Raw genomic sequence first — 20,273 nt, 5'->3', positions numbered from 1 at the left:
TTTGGTGGTACTCATATTTCTTTATCAAACTTAAATCCCGAACCTACACAACTTACTCGTGTAGAATGTCCTTGCATTTTTTAAACACCTGATTCATAGTCATAGATACCAAGACAAACGGTTATCTGCCCAAAGCAGATATTTCGGAGAGTTTTGTAAAATTCCCCCCCGAACAAATTCCCCCCGAAAAGAAAAAATCCCCCCAATCAAGCCCACCTTAAAACGGCGGGCTTTTTTCTTGCTGAGATTCTAGTAAAAATCTCTTTCCACTGCGACTTTGAAGTTGGTCTCCACTCCACCACTCGCTACAAACTCAGCTACCAACTCTTCCGCTAGCTGCAACGCTCCTTTTACTCACTATTTTATCCTAGTTCCTGACACATGTCTGACTCCTTCGTTCACCTTCACGTCCACACTGAATACTCCGTTAAGGACTCCATCGTCCGCATCAAAGATCTCGCTGTAGCAGTGAAAGAAAACGATATGAGCACAGTTGCCATGACTGACCACGGCAACCTCTTTGGCACCGTCGAGTTCTATCAGAAAATGACCAGCGAGGGCATCAAACCGATCCTTGGTTGCGAAATCTACCTAGCACCCACCTCGCTCACTGATAAAAAAGACATTCCCGGCCGCAAACGTTCCACCCACCTCACTCTCCTCGCCAAGAACACCACTGGCTGGAATAACCTCACCAAACTCGTCTCCGTCGGCCACCTCGATGGCGACTACTTCGGCGAACCACGCGTCGACCGCGACACTCTCCGCAAATTCTCTGAAGGTATCATCTGTCTCTCAGGAGACGACGAAGGCCCTATCCAAGAATGGTTAGAAAAAGGCGATGTTGCCGCCGCCAAAGCACAAGTCGAAGAGCTAGTCGATATTTACGGCAAAGAAGATTTCTACATCGAGCTGATGGATCACGCCCTAGAAACTCAGCCAGCCACCATCAAGGCTCTGCGTGAACTAGCCACGGAGTACGATCTCAAAGTCGTCGCCACCAATGATATCCATTTCCTCAAGCCAGAAGAACACGAAGCGCACGATGTCCTCATCTGCATTGGTGAATCTTGCCTGCTATTAGATGAAAATCGTAAGAGCTACTCAGACCAAGTCTATTTCAAGTCCGCCGCTGAAATGCGTGAACTTTTCAAAGACATTCCTGAAGCCTGTGACAACACCCTCGAAATCGCAGAGAAGTGTAATGTCGAGCTCGTGTTAGATCCCACTTCCTCAGACAAATACCCGCAATTCGAAGCGCCAGACGGTTCGCCACGAGAAGAGTATTTCAAAAAAGTCTGTCGTGAGGGTGTAGAAATGCGCTACCCCGAAGATAAAATCCAAGAACTCTGTGGCATCTACGACACCGATGTCGACGGAGTCTGGAAAATCCTCAATGAACGCCTCGATTACGAAGTTGGAATTATCAACTCGCTCGGTTTCGCATCCTACTTCTTAATCACCGCCGATTTCATCGTATGGGCGCTCGATCACGATATCCCCGTCGGCCCAGGACGCGGTTCGGCTGCCGGTTCACTCGTTGCCTACGCCATGAAGATCACCGACATCTGCCCGATGCGCTTTGGTCTCCTCTTCGAACGATTCCTCAACCCTGAGCGTGTCTCCCCGCCCGATGTCGATATCGATTTCTGTCAGACACGCCGCCCGGAAGTCATCGACTACGTCCGTAAAAAATACGGCGAACGCTGCGTCTGTCACATCATTACCTACGGCACACTTGGAGCCAAATCCGTACTCCGCGACGTCGCTCGCGTACTCGGTGTTTCCTATGGCGATGCCGACCGCATTGCCAAGCTCATCGAAGCCGTCCCCGGCGTCAAACTCCAAGCCGAATACGATGCAAAAGAAGAACTCCGCGAGCTCATCGGAGCTTCCACCACTTACAAAGAACTCTGGGACTACGCCACCAAACTAGAAGGTCTCAAAAGAAATACTGGCGTCCACGCTGCTGGTGTCGTGATTGGTGACGGCGACCTCGACCGCCACGTCCCACTCGCCCGAGCGAAGGAAGGTGAAGTTGTCTCCCAAGCTGACATGGGAGCAATTACCGAAATTGGCCTCCTAAAAATGGATTTCCTCGGACTGAAAAACCTCACAGTGATTCAGGACGCCGTTGACCACATCACCCCACACACACCGGGCTTCAATATCACCCAAGTCCCACTCGACGACAAACCAGCCCTCGCCCTCCTCAACCGAGGCGAAACCATGGGGGTGTTCCAGCTAGAATCCGGCGGCATGGTCGAAACTTGTAAAAAGTACGGCATCGACCGAATTGAAGACGTCATCGATTTGCTCGCCGTTTATCGTCCGGGTGCGATGCAGTACATCGATGAAATGATCGCCGTCAAGAAAGGCGAAAAGACCGTCGATTACGAACACCCGCTGTTAGAAGAAATCTGTGGCGACACATACGGCGTCATGATCTATCAAGAACAGGTGCAAAATGCCGCCAAAGTCCTCGCCGGTTACACACTCGGTGGTGCGGATATTCTACGCCGAGCGATGGGTAAGAAAAAACCCTCGGAAATGGCGAAACAACGCGAAATCTTCGTCGAAGGCGCCGCCAAAACTAACAATATCGATGCCACAACTGCCAACAAGATCTTCGATAAAATCGCAGGCTTCGCGGGTTACGGATTCAACAAATCCCACTCCGCTTGCTACGGCCACATCTCCTACTGGACAGCCTACCTCAAAGCCAACTTTCCCGTCGAATTCCTCTGTGGCCTCCTTTCAAACGAAATCAACAACACAGACAAGATTGCCGTCTTCATCGCTGAAGCACACCGCATGAAAATCGAGGTTCTTCCACCCGACGTCAACAAATCAAAACTCCGCTTCGCCCCAGAAAAACTCCCCTCAGGAAAAATGGCCATCCGCTACGGACTCTCCGCCATTAAAAACGTCGGTGAAGGAGCCATGCAGATCGCCATCGCTAACAGAGATGAAAATGGACCATTCGAAAGCATGGACGACTTCTCGAACCGACTCGACACCAAGGTCGTTAACAAGCGCATCCTCGAAAACCTTATCAAAGCCGGCGCCATGGATTGGACCGGTGAAACGCGAGCCAGCATGGACGCACGTCTCGAAACAGTCATCGCCACCGCATCCTCATCGCACAAAGACCGCGCCGCAGGTCAAGTCTCGCTCTTCGACTCTATGGACTTCGGCTCCGCACCTGAGCCAGAAGACGCACCACTCGTCCTCAGCGAATGGCCAAAAGAACAACGCCTTGAAACTGAGAAAGAACTGTTAGGATTTTACGTCTCAGGTCACCCGCTCGATGCCTACCGCGGTATCATCGACGCAGACATGTACACCCGTATCGGCCTCATCAATGAAATCGATCTCAGCGACCGCCGTAAGCGCCACCGCTTCGCCGGCATGATCAAACACATCGAACACAAAGTCACCAAAGCTGGCAAACCTTTCGGCGTCATCCACCTCGAAGACTTCACCGGTACAAAAGAAATTCTCGCCTGGAGCGAATCCTACACACCAGCTCGTGATGAAGGACTGTTAGAGGCAGGCAATGTCATTCGCCTCTTCGGCAATATTCAAGAAGACGACCGCAACCCAGAATCCCGCCGAGTCTCAGGTTCCAAGATCGAAGGCCTTGCCGGAAAGCGCGTCGCAGGTGCTGACAAAAAAGCTCTCAACATCACTCTCTGGACCGCAAAACACGACGAGAAGGATCTCCGAGAAATCAAAGACATCCTCCAGTCCAACCCGGGCAAGACTCCCGTCCTGCTCCACATCCAGAACACTATGGGAGACCGCGCCACCCTCGAGGCCGGTGAATCATTTAACGTCCGCAAATCCGACTCCCTAGAAATGGCCCTCGCAAAGTGGATGGAATAAACCCAGTCAGTCACCCTCTCTAACAAAGCTCATGACCTACTATCTTTTTACGCTCTCCTGCGATGAATCCTTTGCCCGTGTTCGCGTCACAGAAAATACATCCCTCTTCGATCTAGCAGCCGTTCTCCTCGAATCTATCGGTTTTGATCTCGACCACGCCTTCGGCTTCCACAGCAGCCCTAATGGCCCATACGATAGAAATGAAACCAAAGAGTATACTCTTTTCGCTGACCAAGGAGATGGCCGTTTAGACTCTGACACAGGTGTAGAAAACACTCCTGTTAGTGCAGCTTTCTCTGAGAAAGAAACAATGCTCTTCCACTTCGACTATGGTGACGATTGGCTCTTTCCCGTCACTTGCGAAGCCATTGAAACCACGAGTAGCCGTAAACGCAAACCGGAGATTCTCGAAGTCAAAGGAGACTTCCCCGTCCAGTACCCACCACTCGATGAAGATTGGGATCAACCAATAAATGAGGAGGATCTAACACCACCAAACGTCATCTCGTTTTCAATGCCATCTGATGACACCGGCGAGGATCTCGATGACGAGGAAGCTGAGTACGAACGCATCTTCGACTTTAATGCAAAGATCGTCGACGAATTCGCGATCTACCAACTCGCCAACAAAGTCAGCCAAGCAACCATCAACAAACACTGCAGAAACGTTCTCTTCTTCGGAAATGATTTCCTACTGAACTACGAAGGCCTCTCTCTCACAGATGACCCGTCCTTCATTGATGAATATCTAGGGAATTGGTTCATTCGCAAATGTATGTGGTCAGATGAAAAATCCATCAAAGAAAATATCACCAGCTTCAAAAAATTTTACGCCTGGGCAGCATCTCACAAAAAAATCGACCAACAAGACTACGACGAACTGCTCCTCACAATCAAAGAAATGAAAGATACCTGGATCCAACGCGTCAAAGATTACAACAACCCCGACAAGCAAATAGAAGACATCTTCGACTTTCCCCTCTGATAGCCATCTCCTCTAGATCACCATAAGCTGACACTGTTTCAAAAAACTCTGGCAAAAAAACCAGAAACCACACGCACACAGTGGATCAATGAGAAAATCCGGTACACTTTCTCATCGCCAGTATTGAAACCCCTGAGATAGCTTCAGTCCATGCATTCTCAATTGTGGACCATTGTCGGAGCCTCAGGGCTTTCGCTCATCGCTGGCTATTTTATAGGAAATACGCAAGGGCCTAAGCTCTCTCAGAGCCAAACAGCCATTGAGCAATCCTCACATTCACACACAGCCGCTTCTTATATTGAGAGACAGAGCAACAATCTTAGCTCCAGCAAGCATACTTCTCTCCCCAGCTCAGCTCGTGGACGCGCAGAGCTTGCAATTCATCACGCCAAAGCCAAGCTTGATGAGTCAGGCAATATGATGATGGATTTCGGCACCTTCGCCGAGGTCTGGAGTACTGTCGACAGTCTGAGCAGCGAAGAACTTCATCTCGCACTCCAATCTCTAGAAGGTGAACCAGAAATGGACCAAAGCGCCATGATGCTGCGCATGATGCTTCTCAGTAAGTGGGGAGAAACCAATGGCCAAGCCGCAGCCGAATACGCACTCAGCCAGCAGGAAGGAAGTATGAGAAACGGAATGTCACTGATGGGCTGCATGGCTGCATGGATCAAAGTCGACCCCGTCGCTGCCGAAGCTTGGTATGAGAAAAACCAAGATTCCTTCAAAGGTGGCATGTTTGGCAGAGGAAACATCAAAAGCATGTTCGTCAGAGGTCTCGCCAAACGCGACCTCGATGCTGCATTTAAAAAAATTGATTTCAGCAAAACCAGCGAACGCAATGCCGCCGTCCAAACAGTCGCCAGCCTCGTTGCTGAAGAAGATCTCCGCGATAAAGTAGTCGCAAAGGTCCTCTCGCTCGAAGACGCCCAGCTCAAACAAAAGATGTTCGAAAGAATGATCGGAACGCTATCCTTCCACGACATCAATACCGCAACCGAATTGCTCGACCAACTCAAAGAAACAGATCCAGAGAACATCAAGAAATATCAAGAACGCTTACTCAGCGGCATGCGAAGACTCGATCCAGAAAAAGCCATCGAGTACGCTCAGACAGAAATAACAGACCCTAAAGAGCGCGTGAAAGAACTCCGGTCAAGCTTCGCCCAATTCGCTGAAAGTGACGCCCCTGCGGCCCAAGCATGGTTAGACCAACAAAGCTTCGAAGACAAAGACGCCTTTTACCAACGAGCATCATCTAACCAGCGCTGGCAAAATCCAGACAAAGCAATGGAATGGGCATTAAAAATCGGCGACGACGACAAACGCACCGACGAAGTCGTCAATGTCTACAAGCGATGGACAGAAGAACATGAAGCTGGCGCTCAACTATGGCTCAATACCTTAGACGAAGAAAGCCAAGCCGCCATCCTCGAAAGCATCGAAGAAAATTAAAACATTTTCTCGTACCTAACACTATCTAACACATTGCCACATAAGCTCTGCTTCATGATTCAAACACTTCATTAAAAATAGATTGTAACCGCGTCCCTTTTATCCTTAGTTACCCACATGAAATGCAACATAATTGCATCTACTGCTTATGCATTGAGCATTACAGCAGCCCTCCCACAGGATGCCGAAAACTCTGTCACCGAATCAAAAACACTCCCAACCTCTATTATCACAGGCAAAGCTGAAAACCTTCTAGGCGAAGCACCCTCAGCCTCACGAGGTCAATCAGATCGCGAGGAACTGCTTAAACGCCCCTACCTCCGCCGAGGTGAATTGCTCGAAGTCATTCCTGGGATGGTTGTCACCCAACACGCCGGTGGAGGCAAAGCCAACCAATACTTTGTAAGGGGGTACAATCTCGACCACGGCGTCGATTTCGGCCTCTTCGTCGATGGCATGCCAGCCAACTACCGTGCACACGGCCACGGCCAAGGATACGCTGACATGAATTTCCTCATCCCAGAATTCATCGAACAGCTCGATTACACCAAAGGCCCATTCTACGCCGAACTCGGCGACCTCACCACCGCAGGATCTGCACAGTTTTCCCTCGTCAATAGCCTCCCACGCGATTTTGCAAAACTAGAAATCGGACAAGACAACTACTGGCGTGGGGTCTTCGGAAATACCATCGTCGCAGGAAATGGACTCCTCACCTTCGGTGGCGAATATAACTATTACGATGGCCCATGGGAACTTGAGCAAAATGCCCAACGCGGCAATGGCATCATCCGCTGGTCCCAAGGAGACGATAAACAATGGCTCAACGCCACATTCATGGCCTATGCCGCCGACTGGAATTCCAGTGACCAAATCCCAAAACGCGCGGTCGATGCCGGCGTGATCGATCGCCTCGGTTATGTCGACCCCACGAACGGTGGCGAATCCCAACGCTACTCGCTCTCCATGAACATGGGAAACCGTCTCAGTGACAGCTTCTGGCACGCAAATGCCTACGCTGGATACTACGACCTCGACCTCTTCTCTAACTTCACCTACGCCCTCGAAGCCCCCGCCAATGGCGACCAATTCCGCCAGAGCGACAACCGTATATTCTTCGGTGGTGACATTTCTAACACGCTAGAAGACCGACAACTTTTTGGAGCCAACACCGCCTACACCATCGGCTTCCAAACACACAACGACTACATCTGGGACCTCGAACTCGCGCACACCAGCGAACGCAAGGACATCTCCAGTGTGCGTAAGGACGACGTCTTCACCGGCAACTATGCCCTCTACGCCACAGCAGCCACTCAGTGGAACAGCTGGTTCCGTACGGAAATGGGTCTCCGCGGTGAACTCTTTTACTTCGATGTCGAAAGTGATCTCGCAGAGAATAGTGGAGACGACTTTGACGGAATCCTCGTCCCGAAACTCAACATGATCTTCGGACCTTGGGACCAAACTGAATACTACATCAACCTCGGTGGCGGCTTCCACAGCAATGACGCCCGCGGCGTCACCATCAATGTAGATCCATCTACTGGCCTTCCCGCAGACAGCGTCGACCCACTCGTCCGCACCTGGGGCTCTGAAGTCGGCGTCCGCTCCCAATGGTTAGAAAACTGGACCAGTACTCTCGCCGTCTGGTGGCTCTATAACGACTCAGAACTCCTCTACGTCGGCGACGCTGGCAATGTCGAAGCAGGTCCAGCCACCCAGCGCTACGGCATCGAACTCGCTACCTATTGGCGCCCAAATGACTGGTTCACCTTCGATACAGAAGTCTCACTCGCAGAAGGACGCTACGAGGACAGCTCAGACACCGGCGGTCCATGGATCGAAAACCAAGTCCCACTCGTCGTCTCCTCAGGTTTCACCATTGGCAACGACATCGGCTGGTTTGGAGCCCTCCGTGGTCGCTACTTCTCTGAGCGCCCACTCACCGCAGACAAATCCGTCGAAGCCCGAGCGTCCTTCCAAGTCAATGCCCGTGCCGGCTATCGCGCCGAACAATGGGAACTCGCACTCGATGTGCTCAACGTCCTCGACCGAAACGACAACGACATCGAATACTTCTACGAGTCACAACTCCCAGGTGAAGCTAGTAGCTCTGAAGACATCCACTTCCACCCCGCAGAGCCCATCACCGTCCGAGCCAACTTCACTTGGTGGTGGTAGGTACTACCTCTCCCTCCCCCACGACTTCCTAGTACGAAACCCTCACTTCACTGAAGTTGAGGGTTTTTTAGATCATACAGCTTCTGTCATTTGTATAGATAGCACCAGAGCATCACTTTCAGGGTTCTCGACCCTGACCTTCACCTTCAAAAACTGCTGAATCACCTCAATATTTGTACGCAAATGATTGGTAAATTTCACAGTGGTGAAACATCCTTCTCCCGCCAACGCCATAGGCAAGAGCAGCAGATCTGCCAAATGTTCTCCAAGTACCGCATTTGAATGGTTAAGGTAGTCTCGGTATGGCTAAAGAAAATGTCGTCTATGACTTCTTGAGCAGCCAAAGTTTCAAACTAACCGAATCCAACTACTATGCCCATATGACTACGGGCACGCACGTAGCACAGATCTGTTTGTTCCTTCTCACAGAAACTCATAAACTCCTAGGCAAACTCCTTCAAACCAGCCCAACAGGAAAAAAGATGCTAACCACACCTCAGGGAGCCACCAAATTATCGACCTCGATCTCTCGAAATACGATAAACTAGCTACCCGCTTCGAAGAAGAACAGTTAGAAGCGCAAGACTTCCTCAAATCAGGGATTAATACTCACAATATAGCCTTCAATAAACTGATAAAAGAAATCAAACTCGTCTCACTTCGCTCTACAGCACCCATACTACTCACCGGTCCAACAGGCGCAGGAAAAAGCCACCTCGCCGGACGCATTTTTGAACTTCGCCAACAACCCAACGCGCTCGGAGGTAACTTTATTGAAGTCAGTTGCGCAACCTTGCGGGGTGACATGCCATGGGAACTCTTTTCGGCCACAAGAAAGGTAGTTTCACGGGTGCAACCTCTGAACGCAAGCTCTTTGCTGTCTCCAGAGAAAAGCGTAAATCCACCAATGATAGTGACCGCCTTCGTAAATACCTCTCAAAGTTTGACCTGAGCTTTGATGACATCAACTAACGCCAATCAAGCAGCACCTTACCATTGCGCTCTCCTTGTTGGGCGTGTGTTAGAGCTTGGTGGATGTTTTCTGGTTTGTAGAGCGTGTCGATTGCTTGGGTCAGCTTGCCGTCGACCACGAGCTGGGCCAATTTTTGGTACACCTTTGCGACTTCTTCAGGTGGACTGTTAGCGATCCACTTGGTGACCCAGAGACCGCGTAGGCTAATCCCCTTGAATATAAGAAATTTGTTCGGGACTTTAAGAGAACGCATGCTCATGGCACCGAATGTGACTTGAGTCCCCTGCTCTGCGAGTGCATCCATTTGACGCAAGGCGCTATCGCCGCCGACGGCGTTCGAGGCGAGCTTTGGCAAGTTGTCTCCACAGATTTCGCGCACTTTGTCCACGAGATCTTTCTCGTCTAACAGCACATGGTCAGCACCGAGAGCTTTGAGTTGATCCGCCAGCCCTTCGCGGCGGACTGTATTGAGAGTCTTCAGACCCATCTGCTTGGCAATTTGAATGAGACACTGCCCGACTCCCGAGTTCGCCGCATTTTGAATCACCCAATCACCGACTTGTAAATCGACGTAGTGATGCAGTAGGCACCAGGCAGTGGCTGGGTTCACTTTGAGCATTGCGGCTTGTTCTGGGTCAATTTCAGAGGGTACACGCAAGGTTTTGCTAGCGTCACAGACAAGATGGCTTTGCCAAGTGCCAACGCGTTCGACAAAAATGACTTTATCACCCTTTTCGAACCCTTCTGCTCGGCTTTCTAACACCTCGGCACAACCCTCGATTCCAGGAGATTCGGGAAGCTCAGGTTTTACACCGTAGTTGCCTTGAATAAAATTAATGTCCGCCGGATTGATCGGCGCGACTAACATTTTCAATTTCAGCTGCCCCTCCCCCACTGCTAGGAGCTTGGCTGGTTCTATCTGGGTAACTTCTTCGGCCTTACCAAAACTATGGAATCTAACTGAAATCATGGGAATAGTCCTCGTTGTTCTTTGACATCGGCTACTTCTTTAATACCGAGTGCGAGTGCAGCAACACGATGCGGCAGTTTATTGTATTTGGAGAATGCGATGACGCGATCGAAAGCTTTCGCCATTTTAGTGTCGAGCTTAGTCAGCACTTCTTGCTCGCTCCACTGGAAGCGCTGGAGATTCTGCACCCATTCAAAGTAGGAACAAGTCACACCGCCAGCATTGCAAAGAATGTCAGGAATGAGGAAAATATCTCCACGCTCTTCGATGATCTGATCAGCTTTCGTTGTGGTCGGTCCATTTGCGGCTTCAGCTAAAACTCGACATTTCAGATGCGCCGCATTTTTCTCTGTAATTACACGCTCTAGGGCTGCAGGTATGAGTACATCGCATTCTTGCACAAGTAACACTTCAGGATCAATTGGGGCTGCACCAGCGTAATTTCTAACTCCACCAGTTTGCTCGACGTGTTCAGCAAGCTTTCTAATATTGATGCCTTCAACAGAAAAGATTGCTCCAGTTACATCTGAGATTCCAGTAATCTTCACGCCAAAGCGTTCTAGTGTTAAAGCTGCATGATAACCGACGTTGCCGAAACCTTGAATCACTGCAGTAGCGGTCTCGTGCTTGATTTTACATTTAGTTAATGCTCTCGCAGCGAGAAAGGCAACGCCATGTCCAGTAGCTGCGGTACGCCCTTCTGATCCCATTAGCTTCACTGGTTTCCCTGTGACAATACCTGGCACCATATGACCAGCATGGGTCGAGTAAACATCTAACATCCACGACATCGTTTGCTCATTAGTTCCCATGTCTGGTGCCATCACATCAGTTTCAGGACCAATAAATGGAAGCATTTCTGAGGTATAACGTCGTGTTAGATTTTCTAACTCCGCTTGGCTCATGCTGCGCGGATCACAAGCCACCCCCCCTTTTCCACCACCAAAAGGTAATTCCATAAGAGCACATTTCCAATTCATCCACATTGCAAGCGCTGCTACCTCTCCTAGCTCCACATTCGGGTGAAAGCGCAGGCCGCCCTTTACTGGCCCACGTGATAACTGATGCTGCACACGGTAGCCATAGAAGACCTCTGTCTCTCCATTGTCTAACTTGATCGGAATACTCACTGTGAGCAAGCGCATCGGCCACTTACAGCGTTTGCGTATTTCTACGGAAAGGTTTAAAAAGTCGGCTGTGCGATCAAATTGATCAGCCGCCATACGGAATACTGGATTAGCGAGGAGTTGCTCCTTCATACTCTATAATCAAACATGAGATAAGGTGAGGAGAAAGCAAAATCCGTTAGATTAAGGGCCTGAATCCGCAACAAAAATGCCCCAGCGGAAATCCGTCTGGAGCATTTTAAAAATTAATTAGGCAGTACTCTTACATTGTGCTGAGAGAAGAGAGAACTTCTCGCATCTGCTCGACGTTTTCTAACCATTCATCGAAGTCCTCAGCTTCAGACCAAATTTGGCGGATTTCGGATTCTTCACCAAGCACTCGATCAATAGACTCGACGGCTGTCTCAGGAAGGTCACTGACATCGTCGCACTCGTTGTCGCCAACCCAATCCACCAATTCACCTGGAACACCCACACGAGGCTCATCTAAGAGCGCTATGAGAGTTTCACTAGCTGCGAGTACAATGGAGCCTTGGTCAGCTTCGATAAAACCAGGTTCCGTACTAAGGGAGTCGATAAGAAATTCACGTGCGTCATCCGCATCGATCAGTTCTTGAATCCAATCGTTCGCGGTATCCTCTTCAAATGTTTTTGTTCCCCAAGCAGCCATAATCGTGTTCCTTTGTTCAGCGTGTTAACTGGGATTTAGTGTATCCATTTCGTGTGGTCAACCTCTCTTGCTGGTTTTTTTTCAAGGATTGAATAGGAATACAGTTCTCGCGCAATGTGTCATTGATTCTCTAGGACATAATGCACATAATTTCGCTTCATGGAAGCTGACAGCATCTATAAATCACCATCCAATGTGGCTCGAGATCTCGCTACACTCAGTGATAGTGAGCTCAGAAGTTACTACGCCCAAGACGAAGTCTGCGTTTTGGCTGTAGGCTGGTTCTATCTCTTTTTTGGCAGCCTCCTGTTCAGCGTTTCAAGTTTTGGCTTTGTCGTGAGCTACCTTCTTCAAAGCCTCGCACTAGGCTTCATCAGCTTCTGCTTCTTTATGGTTTCCTTTGCCTACATCTTACTCGGCTGGGGAATGCGCTACTTTGACCCCTGGTCACGGCTACCAGCACGATTCGCAGCCCTTGTAATGATGTTTATATTTCCCGTGGGAACCCCGACTGGGCTCATCTGCTATTATTTGCTCAAGACACGCTCTCACGAAGACGTTTTCAGCGTCAAATACCGTTCCCTGCTACTGGTAGACCCTTCACAAGACAAGTACCACGCTACTTGGATTCCAATCATCACGGGAACTATCTCCGGCTTGACGCTCCCTGCTTTTTTTTACCTATTTCATGAGACCTTAATCCAACTCTTAAACAACTGGATCTAGTGCAATATTTACTAACAAAAAAACGTGAATTCTTTTCCGAAGATAAAAAAAGCGTGCACCATATAGGGTACACGCTCTTGAAATAGAATTAATCTAACGAATCGTTAGAAGTCTTTGTTAGACGAGCATCAATGTTGGTTGCTCAACAAACTTCTTCACAGCGTTGAGGAAGGTTGCTGCCACAGCACCATCGATCACACGGTGATCGCAGCTAAGGCCAAGATTCATGCGCAGACCAGATTTGATCTCGCCATTCACTGAAACAGCTTTCTCAATAATGCCACCCACACTGACAATCGCAGCCTGCGGAGGATTCACAATCGCATCAAAGCCCTCTACGCCCCATGCACCGAGGTTTGAAATAGTGATAGTGCCACCGTCGAACTCAGATGGTTTAAGCTTCTTGTCGCGTGCACGTGCAGCCATATCCTTAATTTCTTGAGAAATAGTGAGAAGTGATTTGTTCTGTGCATCTTTAACTACTGGAGTCACGAGGCCGTCTTCAACCGCAATAGCTACAGATACTCCCACATTGGCGAACTCAACTATGCTGTCGCCATTGTATGCTGCATTTACTGCTGGAACTTCTTGCGCGGCATTGATCATCGCCTTCACGATGAAGTCATTTACAGTGTACTTATTACCGCCAGTATCAGCTGTCTGTGCGTTGATTTGCTTACGTAGAGCCATCAACGGTGCCGCATCACATTCAACATGAAGGTAGAAATGAGGAATGGTAACTTTCGAAGTCAGCAAGCGATCAGCAATAATCTTACGCATGCTTGAAAGTGGAACCACTTTGTCATCAGGTCCTACAGAAGGAAGAATTCCCTGTGGTGCAGGGCTTGCAGCTGGCGCAGACTCTGAACTTGCTGCAGGTGTCGAGCTTTTAGCCGGTGCAGCTTCCGCAGCTTCGACATCCTTAGCTACGATACGGCCACTTGGACCACTACCTGAAATGGTTTTGAGATCGACTCCTTTTTCTGCAGCGATCTTTCGTGCAAGTGGAGAAACGCGTAACCGTGTGCCATCATCCGCTACTGGTACTGGTGCTGGCGATTCTGAGGCACTGGACTCTTCTTTTTCAGACTCTTTCGCTGGCTTAGATTCTTCAGCGCTTTCATTTGATTTTTCAGCTGGGGCCGAATCAGAAACTTCTTCGTCTTCTTCAGCGAGAACGGCAAGCACTGCGCCTACAGGAGCTTTAGTCCCTTCTTCCACGCGAATTTCAGTGATAGTGCCTTCATCAAATGCTTCCATCTCCATGGTCGCTTTGTCTGTCTCGATCTCAGCAATGATATCGCCGATTTCAACTTCGTCTCCGACCTGCTTGCGCCAGTTGACGAGTGTACCCTCAGTCATCGTGTCCGAGAGCTTTGGCATTTCGATATTAATAGGCATAATTTTTTAAAATGGTGATTGAGGAAAGTGGACACACCTGTTTTCTCCATTCTCTTACGTTGAGCAAGTCGAATATGAAGTAATCCCACAACTTTTTAACTCAAATCTTTTTCATCATAAAAAAACCCGACTCGCAAGGGTGCTAGTCGGGTTTTCAAATTGTGTGAGTTTTTATAAAATTTCCTAAATTAAGGCGCGAGAGTCTTCATGGTTGGGATCAAACCGAGTTGCGGTTCACCAGTCCCACCTTGCATTGTAGCGCGTGAAAGTACATTTTCACCGACTGTTCCACAGCAACCAGGTTTAGGACAGAAGGAAGAAAGGCATTTCATACAGGATTGCTTCTCTTTTTTCTGCTTCTTTACAACAACCGGCTCAGGCGCAGGTTCTACAAATTTACCTTTAGAACTCATTTCCGACGAATGAGTCACAGAATTACCACTGGCATCATAGTAAATAGCTTCCTGTGAACAGGAAGAAAAGAGCATTGCCACCAATGCGAGCGATAGGATTTTTAGTGCGGATTTCATAGATAAGCTCAGATGTTAGTTTCCTCAATAAATCTTTCAAATAAATTTTAAAGAAATATCAAACAATACTTCTAAAAAACTAATACACACAACTTAAAGATAATATTTACTTAACATGTAAATATAAAAAGGGCACCCATAATGGGAGCCCTTTAACTATAAAATTAGATGATTAAAAGAACTTGCTTAATTTACTAAGCAATACTCATCACAGCTTTAACTACTTTTTTCACCGTCGGAAGTTGCTCAAGCTCTACTGCAGGAGAATAAATCGCTGGAGCATCAAGCGTACAGACACGCTTGATCGGTGCATCAAGATAATCGAAAGCATGTTCTTGAATCAAAGTCGTAATCTGTGCAGAAACACCACAAAATGGTTTAGACTCGTCCACGATCACTGCACGGTTCGTTTTCTTAACAGACTTAATAATCGCTTCCTGGTCAAGGGGACGAATAGAGCGAAGATCAACAACCTCAGCATCAATTCCATGCTCTTCTTTAAGCTTTTCAGCAGCTTCCAAAGCAATCAACACACTGCGGCCATGTGCAATCAATGACACATCCGAACCTTCGCGTTTAATGTCAGCTACGCCAAGAGGAATGATAAAATCACCTTCTTCTGGGTCAGGCACATGCCCTTTGTTGCCGTATAGAAGCGTGTTTTCCATCACGTAAACAGGATCGTTATCGCGAATAGCCGACTTCATAAGGCCTTTCGCATCCGCTGGAGTAGCAGGGGAGACAACTTTCAATCCTGGGAATGCAGCAAATAGACCTTCAGGAGTGTGCGAGTGCGTAGCACCTACATTGGTACCACCATTTGCCGGACCACGTACAACAATAGGGCAGTTACAGAGCCCACCAGACATGTACCGCACATTTGCGGCATTATTCACCAATTGATCAAATGCTACTGAGTGGAATGACCAAAACATAAGCTCCATCACTGGACGAATGCCGAGCATAGAAGCTCCAACCCCCATGCCGATGAATCCCGCTTCAGAGATAGGCATATCCATCACGCGCTTGTCGCCCCATTTGTCCCACAGTCCACGTGTGACCTTGTAAGCACCATTGTATTGGGCAACTTCTTCACCCATAAGTACGACGTTCTCATCACGTGCCAACTCTTCGTCAAAGGCTTCGTTGAGTGCGTTTCTATATTCGATTTCTCTCATTGTAAAAGAATGGTTATTAGTTAGGTGAAATTGGATTAATCGTTAAAGAAATGGCGGCCAGTCTTACCAGATTCGGTATCGTTATCGACCTCCCAGTACACATCATCGAAAACATCCTTTACGGTAGGATAATCTGACTCGTCTGCGAATTTTACAGAGGCTGCAGCTTCTTTCTTGGCGTCTTTATCAATCGCTGTCGCTTCTTCCTCCGTAATAATTCCTTCAGAAATAATCTGCTCTCTCCACAGAAGCACTGGATCGTGATTTTTCTTATAGTCTTCGATCTCTTCAGGCGTGCGGTACTTTTTGTGGTTCGCATCTGCCACTGAGTGTCCGTAATAACGATAAGTGACAATTTCTAGAACGGTCGGTTCGCTCTTTTCATGAGCACGTTCAAGCGCCTGCTGCGTCTTAGCACGGACTTCGTAAAGGTCTTCACCGTTCACCACATCCCATTCCATATCGTAGGCTTCAGCGCGCTGTGCGAGGCAATCCTTGTAGGCGGAAGAGCGTTTCTGGCTGGTACCCATGGAATATCCATTATTCTCAATGATGTAGACTACAGGTATACTGAAAAGTTGAGCAATGTTGAGAGATTCATGGAAAGCGCCTTGGTTGATCGCTCCATCTCCCATGTAACAGAGACATGCACCTTTATTTCCTTTGTACTTCTCACCAAAAGCGAGACCAAGACCGAGTGGAGTCTGACCACCAACGATCCCATGACCTCCCCAGAAGTTCTTATCCGGTGCAAAGAAGTGCATTGAACCACCTTTACCCTTAGAACAGCCAGTCGCTTTACCGAAAAGCTCAGCCATACACTCATTCATTTCCATTCCGCATGCCAAGGCGTGTGCGTGACAACGATAAGCAGTAATTACATGGTCATGTTCACCGCACAGCGAAACTGTCCCAACAGCCACCGATTCCTGACCGATGTAGAGGTGGAGGAATCCACCCATCTTGCCTTGCGAATATGGCTTCTGCGTAGCCTGCTCAAATCGACGAATGCGTGCTAGTTGCCTAAAGAGGCCTATCTTATCTTCCGCAGTGAGCTGCTGGTTAATAGGTGCCTGAGAATAATCAGTAGTCGTTGCCATAATTACTTATGAGTTAAAGTTGAATCTCATCCGAGATAGTCTTTGTCGCACTTGATTAGACCTTATAGACACTATTCGCAAGTACGAATCTAAACCTATCTACGCCTATTTCATACTATAGGATGAAATCTTTTCATCGTTCCACGTGGAACAAATTAAAACTAAGTAAATGGTTGGTAGAACGTTCCACGTGGAACACCTAACTACATGAATCCCTGCTTGCCTTCTAAAACCTCCAGAGTAAGTTTCTGCCGCTATGTTCCGCTATCCTAAAGAATACGACGTACTCGTCATTGGTGCTGGTCACGCAGGTGTAGAAGCTGCGCTGGCTGCTTCGCGTCTTGGTTGTTCCGTGGCTATGCTCACTCAGAACCTCGACACCATTGGAGCCATGTCTTGCAACCCAGCTATAGGCGGATTAGCGAAAGGGCACATGGTGCGAGAAATCGATGCACTAGGAGGCGCGATGGGATTGAATACAGACGCTACGGCGATCCAGTTCCGTATGCTGAACGCGAAAAAGGGTCCTAGCGTACGTGCACCACGTGCACAATGCGACAAGAAAGCTTACCAATTTCGGATGAAGCGCGTCATCGAGGGCCAAGAGAACCTCGACCTTCATCAAGGCAATGTCGCCGAAATCCTCGTCAAAAACGACAAAGTTTACGGAGTACGCACGAGCCTCCAGATGGAAATCATCGCAAAATCCGTCATCCTCTCAGCTGGAACATTCATGCGTGGGCTCATGCATGTCGGTCTCAAAAATGAAAAAGGTGGCAGAATGGGGGACTCAATCTCAACTGTTAGCGACAGCCTCAAGCATCTTGGATTTGATGTTGAGCGATTCAAAACAGGAACACCGTGTCGCATCAATGGTCGTTCGATCGACTATACCAAATGCGAGCGCCAAGACGGTGACACACCAGCTCCAAAATTTTCCTACATGGCACACACGATTACTCGCGAGCCAGATGATATTTTTACACTCAATCCGTGGGGTGACCCAGCGTTCCACGTGGAACAAGTTCCTTGTTGGATTACTTACACCAACCCTAAAACTCACGAAATCATCGGCGACAATCTCCATCAATCGCCAATGTATTCAGGAAAAATCGAGTCAGTAGGCCCACGCTATTGCCCATCTATTGAAGACAAAGTCGTCAAATTCGCAGAGAAAGAACGCCACCAGGTATTCATCGAGCCAGAGGGTCGTCACAGCCTCGAATGTTACATCAATGGTGTCTCTACATCCTTGCCATACGACGTCCAACTTGACTTCATTCATTCAATTGTTGGCATGGAAAACGCAGAGATTATCCGTCCAGGCTACGCGGTCGAATACGACTATTGTCCACCGACGCAACTGCTCCCAACACTCGAAACCAAGCGTATTGAAAACCTCTATTTTGCCGGTCAGATTAATGGAACCTCTGGTTATGAAGAAGCAGCAGCCCAAGGTCTGATGGCTGGAGCCAATGCCGCATTTAAAGTCCGTTGTGAGAACCCCTATATTCTCGGTCGCGATGAATCCTATATCGGAGTAATGATCGACGATCTAGTCACCAAAGGTTGTAATGAGCCTTACCGCATGTTCACCAGCCGAGCTGAATATCGACTTCTTCTACGCCAAGATAATTCCGATATCCGCCTCACTCCAAGAGCCGCTGAAAGGGGGTTAATAAACGAAGAACGTAAGGCATTCACTGAACAGAAAATCGCTAACATCGCAGAAGCTTCTGAGTTCGTTCGCCAGACAACGCACGAGCAAACACGACTCGATAAATGGTTCCGCCGCGCTGAAAATTCATGGGAGGATTTACCTCAAGAAATGCGCGATAAATGGTCTGATGACCTCTGGAGAATTGTCGAAACCGACTTTAAATACGCTGGTCATCTCGACCGCCAACAAAAGCAAGTCGAGCGTCTTTCCAAGATGGAAAACAAGAAGATTCCGGATAATCTCGAATACAGCAATATCGCAGGTTTAAAACGTGAGGCTAAGCAAAGTTTCTCAACTATCAAACCGCAAACTCTGGGCCAAGCTGGACGCATAGCAGGCATCACACCTGCCGACGTTGCCCTCCTATCCATCTGGCTCGATAAACAAAAGAAAGAGTCCAATGTCTAGTATTCTAGAGCTGCTTGCTGTCGCCACTGGTGGGGGAGTGCTATCACTCAAACTCCTCGCTGTGTGGTCGCATACCCGCAATGCCGCTCGCGGAATCATCGATGGCAAGCTTGCTCCTAATAACCCATCCCCGAATAGCGTCTGCAGTGAAGGTGAGACCGCTAACATCACTCCCTTAGAAGTAAAAGAGCACGATGCCTGGGAAAACCTTCAAGACGCCATAGAAAGCCTCTCAGGGCGCTTTATGAGCATTCAGCAAGATTATCTCCATGCTGTCTTCAAAACTGCTCTCTGGGGTTTTGAGGAAGATCTTGAAGCTCGCTTCGACCGCGATGCAAATGTGATTCACCTACGCTCTGCCAGTCGCGTGGGCTATTCTGACATGGGTACCAATAGAAAACGTGTTGAAACTCTCAAACGACTTCTTGAATAAACTAACCCCACTTCTCGCGCCATTCTTTGGGCAATCTTTGCGGTCGCCCCTCGGGCATTTTAACCATGGCAAGAGCTTGCCGGCAGGTGATAAGACAGCGTTCAATTCCCTCAGCATACACTTCAAAGCTCACCCAAAACTTCGCGCGATCTAGACGTTCGAGTTTCCCCTTAATTGTCAATTTATGACCCAATGTTGCTGGATATTTATAGTCAATTTCTGTACGCACAACGACAGGAAATAATTGGCTATCTGCCATCGTTTTGAGATCCATTCCCATAGCTTCTGTGGCCATCTTAGTTCGGCAGGTTTCGATCATTCTCAGATACGCCAAATTGTGAACCACACCTCCGATGTCCGTATCAAAAAACATCACCTCTTCCTCGGTTTCGTAGCTGGGTAAAAGATCTGGCATGTCCTATCCATAATCTCGAAGGAAGATGAGAGCAAGAGTCCTTCGAAACATCTTGTAACTATTCTTGCTTGATCCACGTAGTTCTCAGTAGGCTTGCTCAATCAAGGCTC

Annotated in this window: 17 protein-coding genes and 1 pseudogene; 9 read left to right on the top strand and 9 right to left on the bottom strand. The window is 48.5% G+C overall.

From position 1 onward, the window contains the following. Positions 1 to 381 precede the first annotated feature (381 nt). The 4 genes from dnaE (at position 382) to ACFPK9_RS09330 (ending at position 8,512) form a co-directional block, all read left to right on the top strand. Positions 382 to 3,888 (top strand): DNA polymerase III subunit alpha, encoded by a 3,507-nt coding sequence (dnaE, locus tag ACFPK9_RS09345; RefSeq protein WP_377094601.1) that lies wholly within the window; start codon positions 382 to 384, stop codon positions 3,886 to 3,888. Positions 3,889 to 3,919: 31 nt separating this feature from the next. Next, positions 3,920 to 4,873 carry an IS1096 element passenger TnpR family protein gene (locus tag ACFPK9_RS09340; protein ID WP_377094600.1) on the top strand — a complete coding sequence of 318 codons (954 nt, stop codon included), beginning with the start codon at positions 3,920 to 3,922 and terminating at the stop codon, positions 4,871 to 4,873. 150 nt (positions 4,874 to 5,023) lie between these two features. Beyond that, positions 5,024 to 6,328, top strand: a complete 1,305-nt coding sequence (locus tag ACFPK9_RS09335; protein WP_377094599.1) for a tetratricopeptide repeat protein — start codon at positions 5,024 to 5,026, stop codon at positions 6,326 to 6,328. A gap of 117 nt (positions 6,329 to 6,445) precedes the next feature. Beyond that, positions 6,446 to 8,512: a TonB-dependent receptor gene (locus ACFPK9_RS09330; RefSeq protein WP_377094598.1), complete on the top strand. Its 2,067-nt coding sequence runs from the start codon at positions 6,446 to 6,448 to the stop codon at positions 8,510 to 8,512. Between the two features lie 72 nt (positions 8,513 to 8,584). On the opposite strand, the gene ACFPK9_RS09325 is transcribed toward ACFPK9_RS09330, so the two are convergent. Then, positions 8,585 to 8,746 carry a hypothetical protein gene (locus tag ACFPK9_RS09325; protein ID WP_377096599.1) on the bottom strand — a complete coding sequence of 54 codons (162 nt, stop codon included), beginning with the start codon at positions 8,744 to 8,746 and terminating at the stop codon, positions 8,585 to 8,587. Positions 8,747 to 8,814: 68 nt separating this feature from the next. Between ACFPK9_RS09325 and ACFPK9_RS09320 the strand changes: the two are divergent. Then, a pseudogene (locus ACFPK9_RS09320) lies at positions 8,815 to 9,260 on the top strand (RNA repair transcriptional activator RtcR family protein); the annotation flags it as partial. Between the two features lie 62 nt (positions 9,261 to 9,322). Further along, positions 9,323 to 9,484, top strand: a complete 162-nt coding sequence (locus ACFPK9_RS09315; RefSeq protein WP_377096665.1) for a hypothetical protein — start codon at positions 9,323 to 9,325, stop codon at positions 9,482 to 9,484. Here the strand turns inward: ACFPK9_RS09315 and ACFPK9_RS09310 are convergent. The 3 genes from ACFPK9_RS09310 to ACFPK9_RS09300 form a co-directional block, all read right to left on the bottom strand. Continuing rightward, positions 9,481 to 10,455 carry an MDR family NADPH-dependent oxidoreductase gene (locus ACFPK9_RS09310; RefSeq protein ID WP_377094597.1) on the bottom strand — a complete coding sequence of 325 codons (975 nt, stop codon included), beginning with the start codon at positions 10,453 to 10,455 and terminating at the stop codon, positions 9,481 to 9,483. The genes ACFPK9_RS09315 and ACFPK9_RS09310 overlap by 4 nt on opposite strands. Then, positions 10,452 to 11,714 carry a Glu/Leu/Phe/Val family dehydrogenase gene (locus tag ACFPK9_RS09305; protein WP_377094596.1) on the bottom strand — a complete coding sequence of 421 codons (1,263 nt, stop codon included), beginning with the start codon at positions 11,712 to 11,714 and terminating at the stop codon, positions 10,452 to 10,454. Before ACFPK9_RS09305 ends, ACFPK9_RS09310 begins: the two co-directional genes overlap by 4 nt. A 130-nt stretch (positions 11,715 to 11,844) precedes the next feature. Beyond that, on the bottom strand, positions 11,845 to 12,252 hold the full coding sequence (locus tag ACFPK9_RS09300; protein ID WP_377094594.1) for a DUF4259 domain-containing protein: 408 nt from the start codon (positions 12,250 to 12,252) through the stop codon (positions 11,845 to 11,847). Positions 12,253 to 12,411: 159 nt separating this feature from the next. Here ACFPK9_RS09300 and ACFPK9_RS09295 point away from each other — a divergent pair, with 159 nt between their 5' ends. Further along, on the top strand, positions 12,412 to 12,978 hold the full coding sequence (locus tag ACFPK9_RS09295; RefSeq protein WP_377094593.1) for a hypothetical protein: 567 nt from the start codon (positions 12,412 to 12,414) through the stop codon (positions 12,976 to 12,978). A gap of 117 nt (positions 12,979 to 13,095) precedes the next feature. Here the strand turns inward: ACFPK9_RS09295 and ACFPK9_RS09290 are convergent, their stop codons facing one another. From ACFPK9_RS09290 to pdhA, 4 genes are all read right to left on the bottom strand, one after another. Further along, the gene (locus ACFPK9_RS09290) at positions 13,096 to 14,379 is read right to left on the bottom strand and encodes a pyruvate dehydrogenase complex dihydrolipoamide acetyltransferase (protein WP_377094592.1); all 1,284 of its coding nucleotides are present in this window, start codon (positions 14,377 to 14,379) and stop codon (positions 13,096 to 13,098) included. A 188-nt stretch (positions 14,380 to 14,567) separates the two neighbouring features. Beyond that, positions 14,568 to 14,909 (bottom strand): hypothetical protein, encoded by a 342-nt coding sequence (locus tag ACFPK9_RS09285; RefSeq protein WP_377094591.1) that lies wholly within the window; start codon positions 14,907 to 14,909, stop codon positions 14,568 to 14,570. 194 nt (positions 14,910 to 15,103) lie between these two features. Further along, a complete protein-coding gene (locus tag ACFPK9_RS09280; RefSeq protein WP_377094590.1) occupies positions 15,104 to 16,087 on the bottom strand; it encodes an alpha-ketoacid dehydrogenase subunit beta in 984 nt (327 codons plus the stop codon). Between the two features lie 35 nt (positions 16,088 to 16,122). After that, the gene (gene pdhA, locus ACFPK9_RS09275; RefSeq protein WP_377094589.1) at positions 16,123 to 17,187 is read right to left on the bottom strand and encodes a pyruvate dehydrogenase (acetyl-transferring) E1 component subunit alpha; all 1,065 of its coding nucleotides are present in this window, start codon (positions 17,185 to 17,187) and stop codon (positions 16,123 to 16,125) included. Between the two features lie 256 nt (positions 17,188 to 17,443). Here pdhA and mnmG point away from each other — a divergent pair, with 256 nt between their 5' ends. Together mnmG and ACFPK9_RS09265 are read left to right on the top strand one after the other, a co-directional pair. Next, positions 17,444 to 19,315: a tRNA uridine-5-carboxymethylaminomethyl(34) synthesis enzyme MnmG gene (gene mnmG, locus ACFPK9_RS09270; RefSeq protein WP_377094587.1), complete on the top strand. Its 1,872-nt coding sequence runs from the start codon at positions 17,444 to 17,446 to the stop codon at positions 19,313 to 19,315. Continuing rightward, positions 19,308 to 19,748: a DUF1499 domain-containing protein gene (locus tag ACFPK9_RS09265; protein ID WP_377094585.1), complete on the top strand. Its 441-nt coding sequence runs from the start codon at positions 19,308 to 19,310 to the stop codon at positions 19,746 to 19,748. Before mnmG ends, ACFPK9_RS09265 begins: the two co-directional genes overlap by 8 nt. A 1-nt stretch (position 19,749) precedes the next feature. On the opposite strand, the gene ACFPK9_RS09260 is transcribed toward ACFPK9_RS09265, so the two are convergent. Beyond that, positions 19,750 to 20,163, bottom strand: a complete 414-nt coding sequence (locus tag ACFPK9_RS09260; RefSeq protein ID WP_377094584.1) for an acyl-CoA thioesterase — start codon at positions 20,161 to 20,163, stop codon at positions 19,750 to 19,752. Between the last annotated feature and the right edge of the window lie 110 nt (positions 20,164 to 20,273).

It is taken from the genome of Rubritalea spongiae, assembly GCF_042652385.1.
Lineage (GTDB): Bacteria > Verrucomicrobiota > Verrucomicrobiia > Verrucomicrobiales > Akkermansiaceae > Rubritalea > Rubritalea spongiae.
The sequence above is the reverse complement of the archived record's forward strand: the minus strand, read 5'-3'. Positions and strand labels throughout refer to the sequence as shown.